The sequence below is a fragment of the Mycobacterium sp. 1482292.6 genome (genome assembly GCF_001672995.1).
GTDB lineage: Bacteria > Actinomycetota > Actinomycetes > Mycobacteriales > Mycobacteriaceae > Mycobacterium > Mycobacterium europaeum_A.
In genome coordinates this window covers 38,757-61,689 of record NZ_LZKV01000160.1, presented here as the reverse complement: position 1 = coordinate 61,689, position 22,933 = coordinate 38,757, and the positions used below count along the sequence as shown (strand labels likewise).

Sequence of the window (22,933 nt, the reverse complement as noted above, 5' to 3'; positions counted from 1 at the left end):
TCGCCCAGTTCTCCTGGGTGATCCCGCAGATGCGCGAGGGGCTGCAACGCCACCTGCCCGGGCCCAACGCGGCGGTGAAGGCGGCGACGGTCATCCGGATCGCGATCTCGCACTACATCGTGCGCAGTGACGATGCGGATCAGTTCTTGGCGCAGCTGCGGCATGCGGTGGGGATCAAGGGCAGCTAGGCGAACAGCACCGCCGCGTTCAGGTAACCCGTCGGGTCCAGCGCGGCCTTGATCGTGCGCATCGCGGCGATGTCGGCGGCCTCGCGTGACATCCCCAGATACGGCCGTTTGCGGCTGCCGACGCCGTGTTCGGAGCTGACGTTGCCGCCGGATCGCGCGATGAGGTCCATCATCGGCTCGTACAGCGCCCGCTCCCGGTCGGCCGGGCAGCGCAATACGTTCAGGTGCAGGTTGCCCTCGCCGATGTGGCCGAACAGCACCGGCAGCGCGTCGGGGGCATGCATGTGCACCAAATCGACCGCGTGGCTTTCGAATTCGTTGATCGCCGACAGCGGCAGTGAGACGTCGAATTTCAGCGGCGGCCCGTACACGCCGAGCACCTCTGCCAGCGATTCGCGGACCTGCCACAACCGTTGCTGCGCAACCAGATCCACGCCGACCGCGGGTTCGCCAGAAATCGGCACGTCGTCGAGCAGCGCGGCCAGTCGCTCGGTCTGGTCGTGATCGGCGGCCAACTCCACCAGTAGCAGCCAGTCGCCCTCAACCGGTGAACCGACGCCGCGATGCTCGGCCGTCAGCGCGGCGCCGCGGCCGTCAATCAGTTCCAGGGCCGCGATGCCGTCCACGTCGCGGAACACCCGGCCCGCCGCCACCAGCGCGTCGAGGTCGGCGAATCCGCAGATCGCCGTCACCCGGTGCGACGGGGTGGCGTGCAGCCGCAGGTCCAGCTCGGTGATGACGCCCAGCGTGCCCTCGGCGCCCACGAACAGCGCCGGCAGGTCGTAGCCGGTGTTGTCACGGCGCACCCGGCTGTGCCGGCGCAGCAGCGTGCCGTCGGGCAAGGCCACCTGCACGCCGACCACCTGCTCGCCCATGTTGCCGTACCGCACGGTGCGCAGGCCGCCGGCGTTCGTCGATGCCATGCCGCCCACGGTCGCGGTGTCACGCGCCGCGAGGTCCACGCCGAACACCAAACCGGCTGCGGCGGCGGCCCGTTGGACCGCGGCCAGGGTGGCTCCGGCGCCGACCTCGATGCGGCGCTCGACGGTGTCGACGTCGGCGACGGCGTGCAGCCGCTCGGTGGACAGCAATACGTCGTCATGCTCGGGAACGGTGCCTGCCACCAGCGACGTCCGGCCGCCCTGCACGGTCACATGGGCGCCGGCGTCGCGGCACACCCGCAGCACCTCGGCGACCTGCTCGGCCGTGCCGGGCCGCACCAGCGCGCTCGCCTTGCCGCGGTAGCGGCCGGTGTGGTCGACGCTGCGCGCCGCCAGCACGTCGGGATCGGTGACGACGTGGTTCGATCCGACCAGGCTCGCCAGGCTGCGCAGCATGCTCGCGGTTATAGCACCGACGACGCAAGACGCTTGCACCGGCCGCGTGTTGTCCAGGTTCAGCCCGGCACCGCGCGGAAGCACCCTTCAATATGGCCGTTCTCTATTCCCACGGCCTGCATGAACGAGTGGGCCACGACGGGACCGACATGCCGGAACCCGCCTGGCGCAAGGCGGCCGACACCCGCCATCGCCTTCCTCGGGCGACCCTATCCACTGCCCTGGGGCACCTCGGCGAATCCCGGTTGCCCGGCGTCGACAACGGAATTGAACCGGTGCCGAGTTTCCAGGCGCTCATTGATGTCCTGGATCGCGCTCTCGGGAAGCGCGGTGACGTCGAAGTTCTCGCGGATGCGTGCCGGCGTCACGGATGCCGTGAGAACCGCGCTTTCCCGCTGAATTCCCCAGGCCAGCAGCACCTGTGCGGGAGTCTTGCCGAGCTGCCGGGCGATGGACACGATGAGAGGGTCATCGAGGAGCCGCGGTTCCAGCGCGTGCCCCAGCGAGGCGAACGCCGACAGGATGATTCCGTCCGTGTCGCGCAAACCGTGCAGTTCCCACTGGGGGTGATACGGGTGCGACTCGACCTGGACGACGGCCGGCTTGATGCGGGCGGTCTCGACTATCCTTCGGACGCCTTCGACGTCGATGTCGGACAGCCCGATTGCGTTCGTAAGGCCTTCGTCCACAAGCGCTTCCATCGCGGCCCACGTCTCCTCCAAGGTGACGCCGTCGTCGTAGATGACGGCGCCGTGGATGTCGCGGGGATCTTGGTCATCGCCAGGCTGGAACGCGAACGGGGTGTGCACCAGATACAGGTCCACCGTGTCCAGCCCGAGCCTGTTAAGGCTCGCCTGCAGCGCGGGCTTCACCCGTTCGGGTCGGTGGTTGTTGTTCCACAGCTTGGTGGTCACGAACAGCTCGTCGCGGCGGACCGTCCCGTCGGCGAACAGCTCCTTGAGCGCCGCACCCACCTCGGCTTCGTTGCGGTAACGCTCCGCAGCGTCGAGGTGGCGGAACCCGACCTCGACCGCGGCTTTGACGGCCTCGCGCGTCCTGCCGTTATCGGAAAGCGAAGTCCCGAACCCGAGCGCCGGAATCTCCCCGCCGTTGTTCAGGACGATTCTGCGTTGACTGAGATTCTCGTTCGATGTCATGGCGGTCCGGCCTCCTCGCTTGTCACCTGGTTTATAACTGACCAGTCGTCTATTTAACAGGCGCGGCCGGTGCCGACATTCCCGGTCTTAACCATCAGTCCAGGAGCGCCGGGACCGTGACCGCCTCGAAGCGGTCGTAGGGGCCGCGACTGCGGGTCACCTTGCCGCGTAGGGCCGCCCCTTCCCACGCCTCGATCAGTTGGGCCGCCAGTTGCTCCGCATCAAGGTCCGCGCGAATCTCTCCCGATCCACGCTGGCCGGACCGCACACATTCCGCGATAGCCGTATCCCAGCGGTCGAGAATGCGGACGAGCTCGGCACGGACCTGGTCGCTGGATCCCCCGAGCTCGAGCGAGAGGTTGCCGACCAGGCAGCCGAGCAGGAAGTTGCCGGTTTCGTGTTCGTCGGCGAGCACATGGAAGAAGCGGGTGATTCGCTCCCGCGCCGGCCCGTCCGCCTCCAGGATGGGCACCAGGCGCGCTTCGATATCGGCCCAGTAGTGCTCCAGGATGGCCGCGGCAAACGCCTCTTTGCTGGGGAAGTACGCGTAGAACGATCCCTTCGGCACGCCGGCGGCGTCGGTGATGTCTTTGACGCCGCTGGCCGCGAACCCACGCGCATGCACCAGGTCAAGCCCCGCCGCCAACAGCCGGCGCGGCACGTCCGGGTTCGGTGGGCGGGGCATGCCACCGATATTAGCCGACCGGTCACTTATAATGTCGACGGCAGCATGGGCCGCCTAGAACTCCTTGTGATTCACGTCGGTGACCAGGCCACCGTCCATGATGTACTCGCTGCCGGTGGAGTAGGACGACTCGTCGCTGGCCAGGAAGAGCACAAAGGTCGCGACCTCGCGGACCTCGCCCGGGCGGCCCAGCGGGATGGTCACCATGTCCTCGGGCAGGTGGGCGGTCATCGGGGTGCGGATGAACCCCGGGTGTATCGAGTTGACCCGGATGTTGTGCGGCGCCAGCTCGAGGGCCGCCGACTTCGCCAGCCCACGCACGCCCCACTTGGACGCGACGTAGGGGTGCACCATCGGCGCGCCGCGCAGGCCCTCGATGGAGGACACGTTGATGATCGAGCCGCCGCCGGCCGCGATCATCGGCTCAACCGCGGCCCGCATGCCCAAGAACGTCCCGGTCAGGTTGACGTCAATCACCTTCTGCCACTTGGCCAGATCGAAGTTCTTCAGCGAGCCGAGCGCCACGGTGCCGGCGTTGTTGACCAGCACGTTGAGCTTGCCGAACTCGCCGACCGCGGTGGCGACGGCGGCATCCCACTGGTCGGGCTGGGTGACGTCGAGGTGCACATAGCGCGCCGAGTCACCGATCTCGTCGGCCAGCGCCTTGCCCTGGTCGTCGAGGATGTCGCCGATCACGACCTTGGCGCCCTCCTCGACCAGCAGCCGCGCGTCTTCGGCTCCCATGCCGCCGGCGCCACCACTGATCAGCGCAACCTTGCCGTCTACCCGACCCACGTGGGTCTCCTTTCGATTTAGGTGGTCACCAAAGTGCTTGGTGCGTACAGGCCTTTGCCCGTTACCAGCGGCAAGTCAAGTGTGGTCCGAATGCCCGGCGGCGCCGCGATCACGGCGGGGATGGCGTTGACGACGCGGCCTGCGGCGCCCGCGATCGCCGCGTGGTTGTGGTCGCCCTTGCGGCTGCTGGGAATGATGTCGACCGCATACGACGGCTCGCCGGTGATCTCGACGCGGTAGGAGCCGTCACCGGAGGCGGGCTGGGGCAGGTCGGGGCGCAGGTCGGGCCGCAGCCGGGTGACGTGCTCGATGACGATGGCCGGATGACCGTTGACCATGCCGCGAATCTCGAACTGCAGCACCGCCACCGTGCCCTTGGCGACATGGCCGACCGCGATGTCGAAATCCTCGGGCGCGGGCTCGCGCTGGTAGGACTCGGTGATCTCGTCGACCTCGATGCCCAGGCCGGCCGCCAGCTGACGGATCGCGGTCCCCCAGGCGATGCTGAGAATGCCGGGCTGCAGCAGCATCGGGATCTCGTCCATGGGCTTGGCGAACCCCATGTAGTCCATGACCTCGGTTCCGTTGTACGACGCGTAGTCGTGGATCTCCATGCAGCGCACCTGCTCGACGCGCTGGCAGGTGCCGGCGAGCGCGAACGGGATCAGGTCGTTGGCGAACCCCGGGTCGACACCGCTGATGAAGATGCTCGAATTGCCTTGCTTGGCAGCGTCTTCCACGCGGGCGATGTACTTGTCGGGCATCACGCCCCACGGGTACTGCAGCAGCCCCGGCGACGAGCCGACGACGTTGATGCCAGCAGCCAGGATGCGCATCACGTCGCCCATCGCCTCGGGCAGCCGGGTGTCGCCCATCGCGCAGTACACGACGCAGTCGGGCTTGGCAGCGATGATGGCGTCCAGGTCATCGACGGCGGCGACGCCCGTGACCACACCGGTGTCCAGGCCGACGCCGCACAACTCACCGGCGTCCTTGCCCACCTTCTCGGGCGTCGAGACGCACACCCCGGTCAGTTCGAACTGCGGGTTGGTGATGAGTTCGGCGAGGGCCAGCCCTCCGACATTTCCGGTGCCGACGTGCGCGACGCGGATCGCCATGACAGTCTCCGTCCCTGAAACCCTGGACAACTTTTCTAGACAGTAGTCCATAAAATTTGGGGCGCATACCGGCGGGACTGGCCGCGGTCCGCGGGGCAGAATCAATCGCTGATGACACAACGCGAAGACCTTCAGTTCCCGTCCGGCGACGATTTGATCAGCGCCTGGCTCTACCGGCCGGCCGGCGACGGGCCGGCGCCGCTGCTGGTGATGGCGCACGGCCTGGGCGCGGTGCGCAGCATGCGCCTGGACGCCTACGCCGAGCGGTTCAGCGCGGCCGGCTACGCCTGCCTGGTGTTCGACTACCGCAACTTCGGCGACAGCGAGGGCCGGCCGCGTCAGGTCCTCGACGTCGGCATGCAGCTCGCCGACTGGGCCGCGGCCGTCGCCTACGCCCGCACCTTGCCCGGCATCGATCCCGACCGGATCGCGTTGTGGGGCACCAGTTTTGCCGGCGGCCACGTGATCGCCACGGCGGCCCGGCTGCCGGGCATCGCCGCCGCCGTCGCCCAATGCCCCTTCACCGACGGCCTCGCGTCCGCACGCACCATCACCAACCCGTTTATCGCCGCGCGCATCACCGCCCGGGTGGTGCGCGACCTGCTCGCACGCCGGCGCGGCAGGCCGCCGGTGATGGTCCCGACGGCCGGCAGGCCCGGCGAGGTCGCGCTGATGAACACCCCCGACGCGTACGCCGGCTACCTGCGGCTGGTGCCCGACGGGGCCGAGTTGCGCAACGAGGTGGCCGCGCGAATCGCGTTGCAGGTCTTCAGCTATCGGCCCGGCCGCGAGACACCCAAGATCGAGTGCCCGATCCTGTTCTGCGTGTGCGAAGCGGACTCGGTGGCGCCCGCGTCGGCCACGCTGCGCCACGCGGCCAGGGCGCCCCGCGGCGAGATCAAGCTATATCCCGAGGGACATTTCGCGATCTACGTCGACGACGCCTTCCAGCGGGTGGTCGCCGACCAGCTCGCGTTCCTGGACAAGCACCTGAAAGGCGCGCCCGCCTAGGGTCCGAGCGGGGACGTCGTGCGGATGGCTTCGTCGCGAATGAGCCCGCGCAGCAGCGCGGTGCTGAACTCGGCGGCGATCTCCTTGGCCGACCGCCGCCCGCTCGGGCGAAGCCAGCGGTAGGCACCCAGGGTCATGCCGATGTAGCCCAGCGCCAGCACGTGCGAGTCGCACGGGTAGAACTCGCCGTTGGCGATGCCGCGGTCGATCAGGCCGTGCACGTGGTGATAGACCTGGGCTTCCTTCTCCCGGACCTCGGCGACCTGCTCACTGGTGAACCATTCGGTGATGTAGGGCTGCTCCTGGAAGTACACCGCGGCCCGTTCCGGATCGCTGGCGATGCCGGTGAGCAGCCGGACGGTGTACTGGTAGAGGGCCTCGCGCGCCGTCCAGGACGGGTCGTCGTGCACGGCGGCCAGCGTGCCCTCGGCGGCCTGGCGGTAGATGTCGAACAGGATCAACGACTTGCTGGCGTAGTAGTGGTAGACCGTCGCCTTGTTCAGCCCGATCACGTCGGCCACATCGTCCATCCGGGTGCCGTGATAGCCGCGCGCAGCAAACAGCTTGGTGGCAACCGCCAGCAGCTCTTCGCGCCGGGTCAGCCCGTTCGGGGTGATGCTGTCGGTGGGCATCTGTTCTCACTATCGTCGGTATGGCCAGGCCAGGGGCGGTGCGGCCCAGAATAGCTATCAACTAACTGGTTGGACAGTTTAAGCAAAACGCCGGGTGTCACGTGCAGGCGTATGCGACTAGACTCCTGATCGAACGCGATGAGTCGAGAGGTGGGGCCGATGGATCCGAGTCCGGATTACGACGGAAGCGACGAGATCGAGTTCTTCATGCGGTACCTGACCTGGGGCTTGCGTGGGGTCACCGACGGAAACGGCTACCCGCCGCCGGCTTACCCGCCCGTCTAACCGCCCAGCGCAGCGGCGCTTTTTCCCGCTGTTACAGCGCTTTGAGTTCCTCGGCGACCTCGGTCACCGATTTCTTCGCGTCGCCGAACAGCATGCTGGTGCCTTCGCCGTAGAACAGCGGGTTGTCGATCCCCGCGAAACCCGAGTTCATCGACCGCTTGAGCACAATCACCGACTTGGCCTTGTCCACATTCAGGATCGGCATCCCGTAGATCGGGCTGGACGCGTCGTTGCGGGCCGCCGGGTTGGTGACGTCGTTGGCGCCGATGACGATCGCGACGTCGGTGCGGGCAAACTCATCGTTGATGTCGTCCATGTCCTTCATGGCGTCGTAGTCGACCTCGGCCTCGGCCAGCAACACGTTCATGTGGCCCGGCATCCGGCCGGCGACCGGATGGATGGCGTACTTGACCTCCACGCCCTTGTCTTCCAGCAGCGCCGCCATGTCCTTGACCGCGTGCTGGGCCTGGGCGACCGCGAGGCCGTAGCCGGGCACCACGATCACCTGGTTGGCGTACGCCATCTGGATCGCCGCGTCGGCGGCCGAGGTGGCCTTGACGGTCTTGTCGCCGCTGTCGCCGCCGCTCGGCGCGACGCCGCCACCGCCGAAGCCACCGGCGACGATCGCGGGGATCGAGCGGTTCATGGCCTTGGCCATCAGGTTGGTCAGGATCGAACCGGACGCGCCGACGATCATGCCCGCGACGATCATCGCGGTGTTGTTCAGCGCCAGCCCCGCGGCCGCGGCCGAAAGCCCGGTCATCGCATTGAGCAGCGAGATGACCACCGGCATGTCGGCGCCGCCGATGGGCAGCACCACCATCAGGCCCAGCACGCCCGCGGCGGCGAGCAGCCCGATCATCCACCAGAGCGGCGCGCCGCTGGTGCCCGGATGCGCGTGCAGGCCGATGACGACGGCCGCGGCCACCGCCCCGGCCAGCAGCAGCAGGTTGATCGGCTGCTGCGCCTTGCCGAAGCCGATCGGCGAGCCGGAGATGATCTCCTGCAGCTTGCCGAACGCGATGATCGATCCCCAAAACGAGATCGACCCGATGATCGCGGCGAACAGCGAGGCCACCACGATGTGCACGGTCGGCGACTCGCCGTGCTGGAAGGCCGAAAAGCCGTGCGTCTCAATGAATTCCGCGAGCGCGATCAGCGCGACCGTGCCGCCGCCGACGCCGTTGAAGAACGCCACCAGCTGCGGCATGGCCGTCATCTTGGTGTAGCGGGCGGGCGGGACGCCGAGCACGACGCCCACCACCAGGCCGGCGATGATCAGCACCCACTGGTCGGTGTGGCGGATCTTGATCAGGGTCGCCACCACCGCCAGCGCCATGCCGACCGCGGCGATCAGGTTGCCCCGCACCGCCGTCTTGGGTCCGGTCAGGCCCATCAGGCCGTAGATGAAGAGGGCGAACGAGATGATGTAGAGGCCGATAACCAGGTAATTCATTTGGCGGCCGGCGCTTCCGTGCTCTCGGCCTTGGCGGGCAGCCGCTTCTTTTTGCCCTTGAACATGCCCAGCATCCGGTCGGTGACGATGAACCCGCCGATGACGTTCAGGGTTCCGAACACCACCGCGACGAACAGGATGATCTGCACCGCCAGCGAGGGGTGCTCGACCGAGCCGAACACCACCAGCGCGCCCAGCACCACGATGCCGTGGATGGCGTTGGTGCCCGACATCAGCGGCGTGTGCAGCGTGTTGGGCACCTTGGAAATGACCGCGAACCCGACGAATCCGGACAGCACCAGGATCGCCAGGTTGGCCAATAGCTCGTCGTACATCTACGAGTCCTTCCGTGTGACACACGATTCCGCGATCACTTCGTCGTCGAAGTCGGGGGCCAGCTTGCCGTCGGTGAGCAGCAAGTCCAGCAGTGCGGTGATGTTCTTGCTGTAGAGCTCGCTGGCGTGCTCGGGCATGGTGGCCGGCAGGTTCAGCGGCGACGCGATGGTGACGTCGTGCTTGACGACGGTCTGGCCGGGCTCGGTGAGCTCGCAGTTGCCGCCGGTCTCTCCGGCCAGGTCCACCACCACGCTGCCGGGCTTCATCGCCTCCACCGCCGCCGCGGTGACCAGGCGTGGCGCCGGGCGTCCGGGGACCAGCGCCGTGGTGATCACGACGTCGAAGCCGCTGATCGCCTTCTCCAAAGCCTTCTGCTGCTGGGCGCGCTCCTCGTCGGTCAGCTCACGGGCGTAGCCACCCTCGCCGGAGGCGTCGATTCCGATGTCAAGCCACTGCGCGCCCACCGAGCGCACCTGGTCGGCCACCTCGGGCCGGACGTCGTAACCGGTGGTACGGGCGCCCAGCCGTTTGGCCGTCGCCAGCGCCTGCAGCCCGGCCACCCCGACGCCGAGCACCAGCACGGTGGCCGGCTTCACGGTGCCGGCCGCAGTCGTCAGCATCGGGAAGAACCGGGTGGACTCCGAGGCCGCCAGCAGCACCGCCTTGTAACCGGCCACGTTGCCCTGCGACGACAGCGCGTCCATCGCCTGAGCCCGCGAGATCCGCGGGATGGCCTCGAGCGCGAACGCCTGCACGCCCGCATGCTTCAGCGCGCCGATCGAGTTCTCGGCGTTGCGCGGCGCGAGGAAACCGATCAGCGTCTGACCGCTGTGCAGCTTGGCGACCTCGGCCTGCGTCGGCGGCGCCACCTTGACCACCACGTCGGCGGCCCACGCGTCGCCGATGCTGGCCCCGGCCTCGGTGTAGAGCGCGTCGGGCAGCAACGCCCGCTCCCCCGCGCCGGATTCGACCACCACCGCCACGCCGCTGTTCACCAGCGACGCGACCGCCTTCGGCACCAGCGCGACCCGCCGCTCGTCGGGGCCGGATTCGGCGACCACTCCTACCGTCGTCTGCGCATTTGTCATGGCGCGTACATCTACTTTCCGTACTTTCCCGTACTGTCCCTGCCGATGGACGTGGCGCCGGCTCGGCCGCGCGCTTCGCTACCTTAACCAGGTTTCACCATGGACGCGTCAACGGCTCCGGCAGCCCAAGGCGGGATACCCCGGCCGAAGGCGATCGACGCTCCGGTCGATGGTTCGCCGCCGCCGCGCGACGCAGTAGCGCCCGCACCGTTGTGAGGTCACAAGCCGGCGTTGTTGCTACCAAAGCGGGATGTCGTGGCCGTGTTCGGACTCCGGTCGGGGCCCGAAGTAGCGCCGCTGCGATTGCTCGATCGGCACGTCGTTGATGCTGGCTTCGCGCCGCGCCATCAGTCCGGACTCGGTGAACTCCCACAGCTCGTTGCCGTAGCTGCGATACCACTGGCCGGACGCGTCGCGGCACTCGTACTGGAACCGCACCGCGATGCGGTTGTCGTGGAAGTCCCAAAGGCTCTTGCGCAGTGCGTAATCCAGTTCGCGCTGCCACTTGCGGGTCAGAAACGCCACGATCTCGTCGCGGCCCACGACGTGTTCGTCGCGATTGCGCCACTGCGAATCGACGGTGTAGGACAGGCTGACGCGGTGGGGATCGCGGGTGTTCCAGGCGTCCTCGGCCGCCTGCACTTTCTGGATCGCGGTTTCCCGGGTGAACGGCGGGAACGGGGGGCGGGCTTCACTCATGCCTCTATCGTGCCGCCCCGCCGGCGCGCTTTCACCCCGGCGTAAGCACCGCGCTGACGACCGGAAACCCGGCGACTCGACACGTGTCCTATCGTGACGGGCATGGACTTCGCGATGTCGGCCAAAGCCATCGACTACCACAAGCGACTGTCCGACTTCATGACCGAGTACGTCTTTCCGGCCGAGGCCGAATACGACAAATACCGCGAAGAAGCCGGCCCACACGATCACACGGTCCCGCCCGTCATCGAGGACCTCAAGGTCAAGGCCAAAGAGCGGGGCCTGTGGAACCTGTTCCTGCCGGCCGAGTCGGGGTTGACCAACCTCGAGTACGCCCCGCTGGCCGAGCTCACCGGCTGGAGCCTGGAGCTCGCGCCCGAGGCGGTCAACTGCGCGGCGCCGGACACCGGGAACATGGAGACCCTGCACCTGTTCGCCACCGAGGAGCAGCGCAAGCAGTGGCTGGAGCCGTTGTTGGCGGGCGAGATCCGCAGCGCGTTCTCGATGACCGAGCCGGCGGTCGCCAGCAGCGACGCCCGCAACATCGAGACGTCGATCGTGCGCGACGGCGCCGACTACGTCATCAACGGCCGTAAATGGTGGACCTCGGGCGCGGCCGACCCGCGCTGCAAGATCCTGATCGTGATGGGCCGCACCAACCCCGACGCCGCGAGTCACCAGCAGCAGTCGATGGTGCTGGTGCCGATGGACACCCCGGGCGTGACGGTGGTGCGCTCGACGTCGGTGTTCGGCTGGCAGGACCAGCACGGGCACTGCGAGATCATCTACGACAACGTGCGGGTACCAACCACCAATCTGCTCGGTGAGGAGGGCGGCGGCTTCGCGATCGCCCAGGCCCGGCTGGGCCCGGGCCGCATCCACCACTGCATGCGCGCGCTCGGCGGCGCCGAACGTGCGCTGGCGCTGATGGTGCACCGCGCGAACAACCGCATCGCCTTCGGCCGGCCGCTGGCCGACCAGGGTCTGGTGCAGCAAGCAATTGCGAAGTCCCGCAACGAGATCGACCAGGCCCGCTTGCTGTGCGAAAAAGCGGCGTGGACCATCGATCAGCACGGCAACAAGGCCGCCCACCTGTTGGTCTCGCAGATCAAGGCGGTGGCACCGCAGGTCGCGTGCGACGTCATCGACCGCGCCATCCAGGTACACGGCGCCGCCGGCGTCAGCGACGACACGGTGCTGGCCCGCCTCTACGGCTGGCACCGCGCCATGCGCATCTTCGACGGACCCGACGAGGTGCACATGCGGACCATCGCGCGCACCGAGATCGGCCGCGAACAGTCGGCCTTCGCCGCGGCGGTCACCGCAGGATGACCGAGGCGTTGCGAGAACTGTCCGGCGCGTGGAACTTTCGCGACGTCGCCGACGGCGCGAGCGCGCTTCGGCCCGGGCGGCTGTTCCGGTCCGGTGAGCTGAGCCGGCTCGACGACGCCGGACGCGCAACGCTGCTCGAGCTGGGCATCACCGATGTCGCCGACCTGCGCGCGAACCAGGAAGTCGCCCGGCGCGGCCCGGGGCTGGTCCCCGACGGCGTCGAGATCCACCGGCTGCCCCTTCCCGACCTCGGCGACGATGCACCGACCGACAACGAGGCCCCGCACGAGCACGCGTTCCGTCGGCTGTTCGAAGGCGACCCGAACCAATCCGACGAGGCCGTCAACGAGGCCGCCGTTCGTCACATGATCGACGAGTACCGGCAGTTTCCGACCCGCAACGGGGCGCAACGTGCTGTGCGGCAAGTCTTTTCGCTGCTGGGTGCCGGGCGCCCGGTGCTCACGCACTGCTTCGCGGGCAAAGATCGGACCGGTTTCGTGATCGCGACGGTGCTGGAAGTGCTCGGCGTCGACCGCGACACCATCATCGCCGACTACCTGCGCAGCAACGCCGCGGTCCCCCAACTCCGAGACCACATCTCCGAGATGATCAAGCAGCGCTCCGACGTCGAACTCACCCCGGAAGTCATGACGTTCACCGAGGCGCGGCTGTCCGACGGAGTCCTCGGCGTGCGTCCGGAATACCTGGACGCCGCGCGCCAAACGATCGACGACGAATTCGGGTCCCTGGACGCCTATTTAAGCGACGCGGGTGTCAGCGAGGCGGACGTCGAACGCCTGCGCGGCGAACTGCTCGCCTGACTCGCTGACCACCCGGTCGCGGCTGGCTCAGCCCAGCTTGAAGTCCGCCTGCTTCGCCGCGGACAGGTCGGTGATCTCGCCCCACTGCGAGGCGATGTCCTCCACCGTCGGCGGCTTGTCGTAGTTGACGCCCGCGTTCTGGAACAGCGCGACGCGCTGCACCTTGCCGCCACCGACGACGAAAACCGAAGCGCTGTTCGGGTTTTCCTCGGTGCACAGGTAGGCCACCACGGGTGCGACGTATTCGGGGGTCAGCTTCTCGAGCACCTCCTTGGGCAGGATGTCCTCGGTCATGCGGGTGGCGGCGATCGGGGCGACCGCGTTGGCGTGGATGTTGTACTTCGCACCCTCCAGCGCCAGGCTGTTGATCAGGCCGACGAGGCCGAGTTTGGCTGCGCCGTAGTTGGTTTGGCCGAAGTTACCGAACAGTCCGCTGGTGGAGGTGGCCACGACGACGCGGCCGTAGCTCTGCTCACGGAAGTGCGGCCAGGCGGCGCGGATGACGTTGTAGCCGCCGTAGAGGTGCACCTTGAGCACGGCGTCCCAGTTCTCGAAGGACATCTTGTGGAAGGTGCCGTCGCGCAGTATGCCGGCGTTGCTGACCACGCCGTGCACGGCGCCGAATTCGTCGAGCGCGGTTTTGATGATGTTCTCGGCGCCCTCGGGTTCGGCGACGCTGTCGTAGTTGGCGACCGCCCGCCCGCCGGCGTCCTTGATCTCCTGGACCACCTGGTCGGCCATGTTATGGCCGGCGCCGGTGCCGTCACGCGAACCGCCGAGGTCGTTGACGACGACGCTGGCGCCCTCCTTGGCGAGGGTCAGGGCGTACTCACGGCCCAGGCCTCCACCGGCTCCGGTGACGACGATGACGCGATCCTGCACTCCGGGCATACGTTTCCTCTCTGCTGTGAAAAACTCAGTGTTGCAACGGTTTCGGTGAAACCAGGGTCAGAACATTCGGCGGGCCATCTTGAAGGCCCGCTCGGTGTACGGAGGGTAGATGAAGCTCGACAGGTCGGGCCGAGTGGGTTTGGTCAACACCGACTTGCGGTGGCTGAACTCCTCGAAGCCATAGCGGCCGTGGTAGGCCCCCATCCCCGAAGCGCCGACCCCACCAAACGGCAGCTTGGCCGTCGACACCTGGAAGGCGATGTGGTTGACCAGCATGCCGCCGGCCGGCACCTCCTTGATCACCCGCTCGCGCGTCTCGCGTCGCTTGGTGAACAGGTAGGCCGACAGCGGCTTGGGCCTCGAGTTCACGAAACGTATTGCCTCGTCCAGGTTTTGGACGGTGACCACCGGTAGGACGGGACCGAAGATCTCGTTCTGCATCAGCGGCCCGTTCGGGTCGGGGTCAACCACGACGGCGGGCTGGATGCGCAGGTTCGACGCGTCGCAGGCCCCGCCGACGGTGACCTTGCCGTCTCCGCTGGACAGGTAACCGCTGATCCGGTCGAATTGGCGCTGATTGACCACCCGCATGCCGCCCGGCTTGTCCGAGGTGAATTTGGTGATGGCGGCACCAATCTTGTCGACCAGTTCATCGCGAATCGTGGCGTCCGCCAGGACGTAATCGGGTGCCACACAGGTCTGTCCGGCGTTGAGCAGTTTCATCCAGGCGATCCGCTTGGCCGCCACCTCCACGTCGGCGTCGGCGGCGACGATGACCGGGCTCTTGCCGCCGAGCTCTAGGGTGCAGGGCGTCAGGTGCGGTGCCGCGCCCTCGTAGACCTTGCGGCCGATCTCGGTGCCGCCGGTGAACAGCACGCGGTCCAAGCCTTGGGCGATGAGCTCCTGGCTCGTCGCGCCGTCGCCCTCGACCACCGCGATGGCGTCCTGGTCGAGATACTTCGGCACCAGCTCGGCCATCAGGTGCGCGGACGCCGCCGCGATCTCGGAGGGCTTGAGGATGACGGCGTTTCCGGCGGCGATCGCTCCGACGGCCGGACCCAGGGTCAAATAGAACGGGTAGTTCCAGGCGCCGATGATCAACACGGTGCCGTAGGGCTCGTACTCGATCCAACCGCGGCCGGGAAGTTGCGGCACCTCCAGCAGCTGGTACTTGCGGCGGGTCCACCTCCGCACCTTCTTGGCCGCGTACTTGGCTTCGCCGGCAGTGGTGGCGATGTCGGCGATGTAGGCCTCGAAGGGGCTGCGGTCCAGGTCTTCGGCGAGCGCGGCGGCGATCGCGGCCTCGTTCTCCTCCATCAGCTTCGCCAGTTGCAGCAGCTGCCGCTTGCGCCATTCGACGTCGCGGGTACGTCCGGTGGCGAAGGTCTGACGAAGGCGGGCAACCGTGGCGGGGACGTCGGCCGCAGCCGCCCCGTTGGTGGAGTCCTTGGCGAGCGATGTCTGCGATGCAACCGATTCGGTGGTCATCATTGTCCTTCCCGAGCAGAGTCCCGCTGCAAGGCGGCCGCTCATCGGTGATAACCGCGATACTAACCATCCGGTTGGGAGAGCAATAGGAAGGATCCGCCCAACCCCGGTCTCGCCGGGCAGTACCACCGCGGTTGCGGGCGCGCGGTTACTTGACGCAGGGCACCTTCGCCGCGGTCATCTGGCTGAGGTCGGTCGGCGCCGGGGCGCGGTCGCCGGTGCCGGTGGCGGCGACGGCACTCACCTGCCCGGACCCCGACGGGTCGGTCGTCGCGCCGGGGTGGGCGAGGTAGTCCGCCGCGGGAAATGCCGTCCCCACCGTCAGCCGCACGGTGCCCGCGGCCACGGCGCCGTTCGCCGTCGCGGGCATGTGCAGCTGGTCGGCCAGGAGCTGCGCGCCGCGGTCCGCCCCGGGGCCGTATTCGATGGCGCTGTCGTCGGCCGGAGCCGCGGCGGTCGTGGCGCTGCCGCGGGTGAAGCCGCGGGCCGCGAAGGCCTCCTCGATGGCGGCCGCGAGTCCGTCCCGTGCGGCCGCGTTGACGACGTCGAGGATCACGGGTTCGGTCAGCACGGGTGCCGGCTGGGTGGCCGGTGACGCGGCCTCGAGCGCGACCGGCGTGTCGGACATGAAGCGCTCGTTGACGATGCGCCGGATCGTCGGAAGGTCGACCTGGTTGATGTCGGACCCGTTGGCGTCCTTGCCGAAGCCGGAGATGGGCAGGGTGTACAGCGACAGCGGCCGCTCACTCAATTGCGAGGCCCGCGAGGCCAATTCCATGATGTCGAGCCCGTCGTCGACGGCGACGTTGTCTCGGGCGACCTGCAGCAGCTTACGCAGCCCGCTCACGCTGGACAGCGCACCACCGCTGCGAGCCGCCTGGACCAACGACACCAGGAACGCCTGCTGCCGTCGCGTCCGGTCGAAATCGGTGAAGGAGCCGTCGTTTTCGTCGCGGCGCTGCCGCACGAAGGCCATCGCGTCCGCGGCGTCGATGCGCTGCACCCCCTGATGGAAGTCGGCACCCGAATAGCTGTCCCGCGTATCGGCGTTGAGGCACACCGTGATCGGCTCGACGGCCTTGGCGATTTGAAAGAACGCGCCCAGCGTGATCTCGACGAAGTGGTCGACGGAGATCCCCAGAAAGTCGTTGACGGCGCTGATTTCGGCCTTGCGCCCAGCCTCGCGGGCGGTCTGCTCGCGGGCCGCCAGATTGGTGGCGCCCGCCCCACCCGATTTCCCGGCCGCCTGCGAATTCAGCGACTGCTGATAGGCCAGCCCGTAGGCCTGCTTGATCTTGCCGGCGCAGACCGACCCCGGGCAGCCCGGTAGCTCCGCGTAGTCGTCGCGCGGAATCGAGATCGCGGTGACGGGCCCGTCACCGTCCGAAAGATGCACGACGATAAGGACATTCGCGTTGTAGCCGCCCGAGCTTTCGTCACCGGCGTGCAGCGCGTCGTAGATCTCCTGGGGCAGCGGCTGACCGTTCTGATCCAACCTGCTGTCCAAGCCCATCAGCAGGATGTTCTGGTTGCCGTCCAGCGTCGTCGCCGCATGGGGCAGTGCGTGCGAGATGATGATCCTGCCCAGCGCGGTGTGGTAGCCCGTCCAGCCGACGCCGGTGATGGCCATGACGAACGCCGACGCGATGCTGGCGACCAGGCGGCCCTTGAGCAGCACCCAACGGTGCGATCGCCCCGATCCGCCACTGGCCATAATGAGTGACCATTGTCCCCGATGACCAGGCGAATTCCCGGTAACCGGAGCCGCGAGCCAACGGACGGTCGACGAGCCGGTGCGGGCCGCTACAGGCGCTCGGCGATGACGAAGTCGGAGAAGGCGTCCCGGTCTTCGTCGATTTCGGAACTCTGCACCCCACGACCCAGGCGGTGCATCTCGTCGATCGAGTTCTGCGCCGTGGCGCGCCAGCCGTGCTCGTTGAGCCAGTCGGCGAGGTTCGCACGGTGCTCGTCGCGGTACATCAGCTCGCCGACGTCGACGGTCTCCTCGAGGCCGAGCTGGTCGGCAACCTTTTTGAACCGTTCGCGCATCTGCTGGCGCCGCTCCTCGGCGTGCATGGGTGCGGTCTCGGCGGAGACGCGGCTGCCCGCCGGGCTGAGCTCGCCGATCTGCGTGAACAGCTTGTCCTGGGCTTCCGCGGGCAGGTACATCAGCAATCCCTCCGCCAGCCAGGCGGTGGGCCGGGCGGGGTCGAAGCCGGCGGCGCGCAGCGCGGTCGGCCAGTCCTCGCGCAGGTCGATCGCCACCTCGCGACGGTCGGCCGACGGCGTGGCGCCGCTTTCGGCCAGCGTCGTGGTCTTGTAGTCCAGCACCTGGGGCTGGTCGATCTCGTAGACGGTGGTGCCGGCCGGCCAGTCGAGGCGGTACGCCCGCGAATCCAGACCCGACGCGAGGATCACCACCTGCCGGATCCCGGCGGCGACGGCGTCTGCGAAGTACTCGTCGAAGAAGTGGGTCCGCACCGCCTGGTAGCCGCGCATGTGCTGGATCCGGGCGGCGGATTCTTCGTCGATGGCTTCGATCTTGGCCACGACCTCCGGGTCGAGCATGGCCTCCCAGAGCACCTCGGCGCCGGCGTTGTTGACCAGCAGCCGGGCGTAGGGGTCGCGGATCAGCGCGTCGGGCTGCTCGGTCTCGATGGCCCGCGCCGCGGCGACCATCACCGCGGTGGTGCCGACGCTGCTCTTGATGTCCCAGGTGTCGTCGTGCGTGCGCAGTGAACTCATGGCGTTGCTCCTTGGATCGATCCTCGGTCAGGCGGTGGGCGTGCCGAGACGCGCCCGCAACAGGGTGCTGCGGACCGCCTCGTCGGTCAGGTCGTCGGGCACTGGACGCCCCAGCCGGGCCATCTCGTCGCGGTTACTCACGCTGTGCACCTGCCAGCCGTGTTCGGCCAGCCACGCCGCGGCGTCCGAACGGTCCGGCTCGTGGTACGTCAGCGCCTGGACGTTGACGTCCAGGCCGAGCCGCTCCCGCATCCGCAGCCAGCGCTGCGAGTTGCTGCGCGAGTTCATGCCGAACATCTCGATCGCGACCTGGCTGCCGGGTGCGCTCAGCGCGGTGAACATCTCGAACAGCCGGTCCTGGGCGTCGCTGGGCAGGTACGGGAGCAGGCCTTCGGCCAGCCACGCGGTGGGCCGCGTGCGGTCGAACCCGGCGGCGGTCAGGGCCGCGGGCCAGTCGTCGCGCAGGTCCACCGCGACGGGGTGCCGGATGGCGGTGGGCACGGCGCCGTGCTGCTGCAGGATGCCCGCCTTGTACTCGAGTACCTGGGGCTGGTCGATCTCGTAGACCGTGGTGCCGGTCGGCCAGTCCAGCCGGTAGGCCCGGGAGTCGAGGCCGGCGGCCAAGATCACCACCTGGCGGATGCCTGCGTCGACGGCCCCGGTGAAGTACTCGTCGAAGAAGTGGGTGCGCACGGCTTGGTAGTCGATGCCGCACCGATGCGCGCGCTGGCCGTGCTGATCACCGTCGAGCCAGCCGAGCTCGGGGTCGGCCAGCCGGGCCCACGCCGGTCCGGCCGACGACACCAGCAGGCGCGCGAACTCGTCGCGGATCAGCGGATCGGGTCCGGCGGTCTCGGCGGCGCGCGACGCGGCGACGCCCAGCGCGGTGGCGCCGACGAGTTCGGTGATGGTCCAGCTGTCGCTGGCAGACCGTACGGAAGGCGGTGGCGAGGCATCCAGGTCAGTCATATCCCGACCATGGTACCGGGATAAGTTAGTTAGCCTATACGCTTTGTGCGCAACTTCACTGCGTCGAAGGGGCTAGGCCTCCGGCCGCCAGAGCGCGCCTTCCAGGAGCTGGCGCAGCATCCCTGTGACAGCCAGCATTTCCTTGTAGCTCTTGATGTAACCCGCGTACAGGCCCACCCCCGAGATCACCACGAGCAGTGATTCGACCAACGCGGACGCGTCGATGTCGGCGACGACCTCGCCGCGCTCGATCGCCTCGTTCACTTCGCGCATCAGAAATTCTCGCGCCACCCGCACGGAATCATTTTCGGTTGCGCTCCACTCCGGATGCCGCTGCGATTCGAGTACGCCGCCGATAATGAACGCCGAACCGGCGGGATTTTCCGAATTCGCTTTAACAGCCGCGGAGATGAACGCCGTCAGCCGTGCTACCAGCCCCGTCTCGCCTTCGGCCTGTTTAATTCCTGCTCCGATGATGAATTCATTTGTCTCGTCCATAACTTCGCGATAAAGCGCTCGTTTGCTCGAGAAATAATGGTTAATCGCCGGTCGGGTAAGGTCGGCGCGCGCCGCAATGGCCTGGAACGTCGCGCCGTCGTAGCCGCGCTCGCTGAAGACCAGACGGGCGGCTTGGATGATCCGCTGCCGCGTCTCGTCGGCTTTCGCGGCGGGCGGACGCCCCGGCCTGCGATTCCCCCGGGGATGCATTGCTAAAGTGTGCCACCCCCGCGGTGCGGCATTAGCGCATTTGGCGGAATGGTGCCAAACTTTCCAGCTCGGTAGTCCTCTAGCGCCTCGATCAATTCCGCCCGAGTGTTCATCACGAAAGGGCCGTAGTGGAATACCGGTTCGCGAATCGGCCGCCCGCCCAGAAGCAGCACATCAATGGCGCCCCGGACCGGCAGGCCGCTCGAATCCGGTGCCCGCTGGGCGCCGACCGTGATCCGATCGCCGGCTGACAGGACCGCTAACTGCCCCTGGCGGATCGGGTGCGCGACCGGACCGACGTACCCGCTGCCGGACAGCACGTAGGCCAGCGCGTTGAAATCGCGCCGCCACGGGATGTTGAGCCGGGCCCCGTTCTCGATGGTCGCGTGGGCGAGGGTGATCGGGGTGTGAGTGATGCCCGGACCCCGGTGGCCGTCGATCTCGCCGGCGATGATGCGGACCAACGCCCCGCCGTCGTCGGAGGCGAGCAGGGCAGCGTCGCCACCCTCGATGGCCTGATAGCGCGGGGGCGCGAACTTGTCCTTTTTCGGCAGGTTGACCCACAACTGGATGCCGTGGAAGAGCCCGCCGCTGTCGACCAGTTCGGCCGGCGGGGTCTCGATGTGCAGGATGCCGGACCCGGCCGTCATCCACTGCGTGGCGCCGTCGGCGATCAGGCCGCCGCCACCGTGCGAGTCCTGGTGCGCGAACTTCCCGTCGAGCATGTAGGTCACGGTTTCGAAGCCGCGGTGCGGATGCCAATCGGTGCCCCTGGGCTCGCCCGGTTGGTAGTCGACCTCACCCATCTGGTCCATGTGCACGAACGGGTCGAGCGCGGCGGTGCTGACGCCCGCGAAGGCGCGCACCACCGGAAAACCCTCGCCCTCGTAGCCGCGCGGGCAGGTGGTGATCGATCGGACGGCCCGCTCGGCATCCGCGGGGCCGGGGCCGCTCACTCGCGGCAGGGTCATGGTGTCAGCCGTGATTGCAGGCATCGGGCTCCTCGTTTAGTGGATGCCCATATAACCGGACTGAGGTCCACTTATTCCTGGGGCTCGTAACAGGCGGCCGATAGTTCCATAGGGCAATATTTGCTGACATAAATATTCGTCGCGGGTGCGGGTGACCTTCGAACATGGTTTCGACGCAACGATTGAAAAGAACGCTGGGAGGGTGACGGGCATGGGGCAGGACAAATCAGCCGGTCACCCGGCCCGCACGCGAAAGCCGGGGGCCGGGTTTCCGGGACAGCTCGCAAGCTGGCTGCGGGCGAATCAACTGGGCTTGTTTTGCGTGGCAATCGTGGTGGGGGTCGGCGCCGGGCTCGGCGCGGTGGCGTTCCGCTACCTGGTCTTCGGCTTCACCTGGCTGGCGACCGGCCATGACGAGTTCGGCCAACAGGGGTGGGCGGCCAGCGACCACCTGCCCTGGTTGGGGATCGCGTTTTACGCGGTCATCCCCGTTATCGGCGGGTTGCTGTACGGGCCACTGATCAGCCGGTTCGCGCGCGAGGCGCGTGGCCACGGCGTCCCGGAAGTGATGATCGCCGTCGCAGAGAACGGCGGCCGCATCCGCCCGCAGGTGACGGTGGTGAAAGCGCTGGCCTCGGCGATGTGCATCGGGACCGGCGGCTCGGTCGGTCGGGAGGGGCCGATCGTGCAGATCGGTGCGGCGCTGGCATCAAGCTTCGGTCAATGGGTGCGGATGCCGGAGAATCGGCTAAGGGTGCTGGTGGCGTGCGGCGCCGCCGGCGGCATCTCGGCAACGTTCAACGCCCCGATCACCGGGGTGTTCTTCGCCGTCGAACTGATCCTGCGTGAACTCTCGGTCGAGGCGATCTTCACCATCATGCTTTCGGCAATGGTCGCCGACGTGATCGCCCGCGTGTTCTTCGGCTCCGCCCCTTTCCTCACGAAGCTTCCCGAGGGCATCGAGCTCAATCACATTGCCAATTACTTGCTGATCGCCCTTCTTGCGGCGGTCGCCGGGGTGCTGGGCATCGTGTTCAAAAACGTCCTGTACAAGACGGAGGATCTGTGTGATCGGCTCTGGGGCGAGCGCCCGGACTGGGCGCGACCGGCGGTCGGTGGATTGGTGCTGGGCCTGCTGTTGCTCGCCGTGCCGCAGCTGTACGGGGTGGGCTACCCGGTCATGTACGCCGCCTTTGCCGGTCATTACGCTCTGTGGTTCCTGGTGGTCCTCGCCGGCGGCAAAATGCTGGCGTGCAGCTTGACCATCGGGATCGGCGGCTCCGGCGGCGTGTTCGCTCCGTCGTTGTTCGTGGGGGCTACTTCCGGCATGGCATTCGGGCTGATCGTCCAGCACGTCATCGGCACTGCGGTGGGACATCCCGCGCTGTATGCCATCGTCGGCATGGGCGCGGTATTCGCTTCCGCCGCCCGGGCCCCGCTCACCGCGCTGGCCAGCACGGTCGAGATGACCGGCGACTTCACCCTGACATTGCCGGTCATGCTGGCCGTCGCCGTGGGAACCACGGTGTCGCGCGGGCTTTCCTACGGCACCATCTACACCGCCAAGCTGCTACGCCGGGGCATCGACATCGATCGGCCCGCCCCCGCCCACGCTTTTGCGGGCCTCACGGTCGCTGAGGCCATGCATCCATTTGCCACTCCACTGGACCTGACCCATCCGACAAGCGACACCACCCACGACAGAACACAACTCCTCGGCCCCGTGACCCGGATCCGGGAACCGCAGGCGCTGTTTGCCAACGACAGCCTCGCGCAGGCCCTGCGCCAGCTGGTGCTCTACGGCCGCGATGGACTACCGGTGATCGATACCAACGCGCACCGCGTTCAGGGTTGGCTGACCAACCAGAACGTGCTGCGCGCCGTCAGTGCCTACGTCACAGGTGTCGAACCCAGCCCCACCGCCGCGAATCTCGGCGGTGACTCCGCGGACCCGAAAAGTCCCGAGAACGAACACGATCCGCGAAGTCAACTCGACGGATACTGCATCATCGAGCACACTCTGGCGGCGGATTCAGCCGCGGTCGGACGCACGCTCGACGACCTCGATTGGCCGGCGGGCCACCTCCCGGTATCCGTAGTGCACAACCGGCAGCTGGTCGACGCCCAACCCGCCGTGCAACTCACGGCCGGAGACCGCATCAATGTCCTAGTCCCCAAAAACGGTTCGCGGGACGCCGATTCCAAGCACCGTGACTAGCAT

Annotated in this window: 23 protein-coding genes and 1 pseudogene; 6 read left to right on the top strand and 18 right to left on the bottom strand. The window is 67.7% G+C overall.

Features of this window, described 5'->3' with window-relative positions; genetic code table 11:
- A pseudogene (locus A5624_RS27500) lies at positions 1 to 188 on the top strand (TetR/AcrR family transcriptional regulator); the annotation flags it as partial.
- Here A5624_RS27500 and A5624_RS16460 read toward each other — a convergent pair.
- From A5624_RS16460 to A5624_RS16440, 6 genes are all read right to left on the bottom strand, one after another.
- Positions 185 to 1,525, bottom strand: coding sequence for an FAD-binding oxidoreductase (locus A5624_RS16460; RefSeq protein ID WP_066868245.1), 1,341 nt, complete (start codon positions 1,523 to 1,525; stop codon positions 185 to 187). The pseudogene A5624_RS27500 and the gene A5624_RS16460 sit on opposite strands and share 4 nt — an antisense overlap.
- A 59-nt stretch (positions 1,526 to 1,584) precedes the next feature.
- Positions 1,585 to 1,716 (bottom strand): DNA-3-methyladenine glycosylase I, encoded by a 132-nt coding sequence (locus tag A5624_RS29530; protein WP_082990590.1) that lies wholly within the window; start codon positions 1,714 to 1,716, stop codon positions 1,585 to 1,587.
- An 18-nt stretch (positions 1,717 to 1,734) separates the two neighbouring features.
- Entirely contained in the window at positions 1,735 to 2,682 is a 948-nt protein-coding gene (locus tag A5624_RS16455; RefSeq protein WP_066868235.1) for an aldo/keto reductase, read from the bottom strand.
- Positions 2,683 to 2,776: 94 nt separating this feature from the next.
- Entirely contained in the window at positions 2,777 to 3,367 is a 591-nt protein-coding gene (locus A5624_RS16450) for a TetR/AcrR family transcriptional regulator (protein WP_066868233.1), read from the bottom strand.
- A 54-nt stretch (positions 3,368 to 3,421) separates the two neighbouring features.
- Entirely contained in the window at positions 3,422 to 4,162 is a 741-nt protein-coding gene (locus tag A5624_RS16445) for a glucose 1-dehydrogenase (protein WP_066868231.1), read from the bottom strand.
- A gap of 17 nt (positions 4,163 to 4,179) precedes the next feature.
- Positions 4,180 to 5,280 carry a diacylglycerol kinase gene (locus A5624_RS16440; RefSeq protein ID WP_066868229.1) on the bottom strand — a complete coding sequence of 367 codons (1,101 nt, stop codon included), beginning with the start codon at positions 5,278 to 5,280 and terminating at the stop codon, positions 4,180 to 4,182.
- A 111-nt stretch (positions 5,281 to 5,391) separates the two neighbouring features.
- Between A5624_RS16440 and A5624_RS16435 the strand changes: the two genes are divergently transcribed.
- The gene (locus A5624_RS16435; protein WP_066868227.1) at positions 5,392 to 6,291 is read left to right on the top strand and encodes an alpha/beta hydrolase; all 900 of its coding nucleotides are present in this window, start codon (positions 5,392 to 5,394) and stop codon (positions 6,289 to 6,291) included.
- Here the strand turns inward: A5624_RS16435 and A5624_RS16430 are convergent.
- Positions 6,288 to 6,923: a TetR/AcrR family transcriptional regulator gene (locus tag A5624_RS16430; protein WP_066868225.1), complete on the bottom strand. Its 636-nt coding sequence runs from the start codon at positions 6,921 to 6,923 to the stop codon at positions 6,288 to 6,290. The genes A5624_RS16435 and A5624_RS16430 overlap by 4 nt on opposite strands.
- Before the next feature lie 159 nt (positions 6,924 to 7,082).
- Here A5624_RS16430 and A5624_RS28240 point away from each other — a divergent pair, with 159 nt between their 5' ends.
- The gene (locus A5624_RS28240) at positions 7,083 to 7,208 is read left to right on the top strand and encodes a hypothetical protein (protein ID WP_003874194.1); all 126 of its coding nucleotides are present in this window, start codon (positions 7,083 to 7,085) and stop codon (positions 7,206 to 7,208) included.
- A 31-nt stretch (positions 7,209 to 7,239) separates the two neighbouring features.
- Here the strand turns inward: A5624_RS28240 and A5624_RS16425 are convergent, their stop codons facing one another.
- From A5624_RS16425 to A5624_RS16410, 4 genes are all read right to left on the bottom strand, one after another.
- Entirely contained in the window at positions 7,240 to 8,664 is a 1,425-nt protein-coding gene (locus A5624_RS16425) for an NAD(P)(+) transhydrogenase (Re/Si-specific) subunit beta (protein WP_066868223.1), read from the bottom strand.
- The gene (locus A5624_RS16420; RefSeq protein ID WP_066868222.1) at positions 8,661 to 8,999 is read right to left on the bottom strand and encodes an NAD(P) transhydrogenase subunit alpha; all 339 of its coding nucleotides are present in this window, start codon (positions 8,997 to 8,999) and stop codon (positions 8,661 to 8,663) included. Before A5624_RS16420 ends, A5624_RS16425 begins: the two co-directional genes overlap by 4 nt.
- Positions 9,000 to 10,088 carry a Re/Si-specific NAD(P)(+) transhydrogenase subunit alpha gene (locus tag A5624_RS16415; protein WP_066868220.1) on the bottom strand — a complete coding sequence of 363 codons (1,089 nt, stop codon included), beginning with the start codon at positions 10,086 to 10,088 and terminating at the stop codon, positions 9,000 to 9,002.
- Between the two features lie 237 nt (positions 10,089 to 10,325).
- On the bottom strand, positions 10,326 to 10,787 hold the full coding sequence (locus A5624_RS16410) for a nuclear transport factor 2 family protein (protein WP_066868218.1): 462 nt from the start codon (positions 10,785 to 10,787) through the stop codon (positions 10,326 to 10,328).
- 114 nt (positions 10,788 to 10,901) lie between these two features.
- On the opposite strand from A5624_RS16410, the gene A5624_RS16405 reads away from it, so the two are divergent.
- On the top strand, positions 10,902 to 12,119 hold the full coding sequence (locus A5624_RS16405) for an acyl-CoA dehydrogenase family protein (RefSeq protein WP_066868243.1): 1,218 nt from the start codon (positions 10,902 to 10,904) through the stop codon (positions 12,117 to 12,119).
- On the top strand, positions 12,116 to 12,940 hold the full coding sequence (locus tag A5624_RS16400; RefSeq protein ID WP_066868216.1) for a tyrosine-protein phosphatase: 825 nt from the start codon (positions 12,116 to 12,118) through the stop codon (positions 12,938 to 12,940). Before A5624_RS16405 ends, A5624_RS16400 begins: the two co-directional genes overlap by 4 nt.
- 27 nt (positions 12,941 to 12,967) lie before the next feature.
- Here the strand turns inward: A5624_RS16400 and A5624_RS16395 are convergent, their stop codons facing one another.
- The 7 genes from A5624_RS16395 to A5624_RS16365 all read right to left on the bottom strand — a co-directional run bounded on the left by A5624_RS16395 (position 12,968) and on the right by A5624_RS16365 (position 20,736).
- Positions 12,968 to 13,831 (bottom strand): SDR family oxidoreductase, encoded by an 864-nt coding sequence (locus A5624_RS16395; protein WP_066868214.1) that lies wholly within the window; start codon positions 13,829 to 13,831, stop codon positions 12,968 to 12,970.
- A 57-nt stretch (positions 13,832 to 13,888) separates the two neighbouring features.
- Positions 13,889 to 15,322 carry an aldehyde dehydrogenase family protein gene (locus A5624_RS16390; RefSeq protein ID WP_066868212.1) on the bottom strand — a complete coding sequence of 478 codons (1,434 nt, stop codon included), beginning with the start codon at positions 15,320 to 15,322 and terminating at the stop codon, positions 13,889 to 13,891.
- Positions 15,323 to 15,467: 145 nt separating this feature from the next.
- On the bottom strand, positions 15,468 to 17,033 hold the full coding sequence (locus A5624_RS16385; RefSeq protein ID WP_066868211.1) for an LCP family protein: 1,566 nt from the start codon (positions 17,031 to 17,033) through the stop codon (positions 15,468 to 15,470).
- Between the two features lie 89 nt (positions 17,034 to 17,122).
- The gene (locus A5624_RS16380) at positions 17,123 to 18,064 is read right to left on the bottom strand and encodes a class I SAM-dependent methyltransferase (RefSeq protein WP_066868209.1); all 942 of its coding nucleotides are present in this window, start codon (positions 18,062 to 18,064) and stop codon (positions 17,123 to 17,125) included.
- A gap of 27 nt (positions 18,065 to 18,091) precedes the next feature.
- Positions 18,092 to 19,033, bottom strand: a complete 942-nt coding sequence (locus A5624_RS16375; protein ID WP_066868208.1) for a class I SAM-dependent methyltransferase — start codon at positions 19,031 to 19,033, stop codon at positions 18,092 to 18,094.
- A gap of 72 nt (positions 19,034 to 19,105) precedes the next feature.
- Positions 19,106 to 19,741, bottom strand: a complete 636-nt coding sequence (locus A5624_RS16370) for a TetR/AcrR family transcriptional regulator (protein WP_066868207.1) — start codon at positions 19,739 to 19,741, stop codon at positions 19,106 to 19,108.
- A 2-nt stretch (positions 19,742 to 19,743) separates the two neighbouring features.
- On the bottom strand, positions 19,744 to 20,736 hold the full coding sequence (locus tag A5624_RS16365) for a pirin family protein (RefSeq protein WP_066868205.1): 993 nt from the start codon (positions 20,734 to 20,736) through the stop codon (positions 19,744 to 19,746).
- Positions 20,737 to 21,034: 298 nt separating this feature from the next.
- Here A5624_RS16365 and A5624_RS16360 point away from each other — a divergent pair, with 298 nt between their 5' ends.
- On the top strand, positions 21,035 to 22,930 hold the full coding sequence (locus A5624_RS16360) for a chloride channel protein (protein ID WP_232002267.1): 1,896 nt from the start codon (positions 21,035 to 21,037) through the stop codon (positions 22,928 to 22,930).
- Positions 22,931 to 22,933 lie beyond the last annotated feature (3 nt).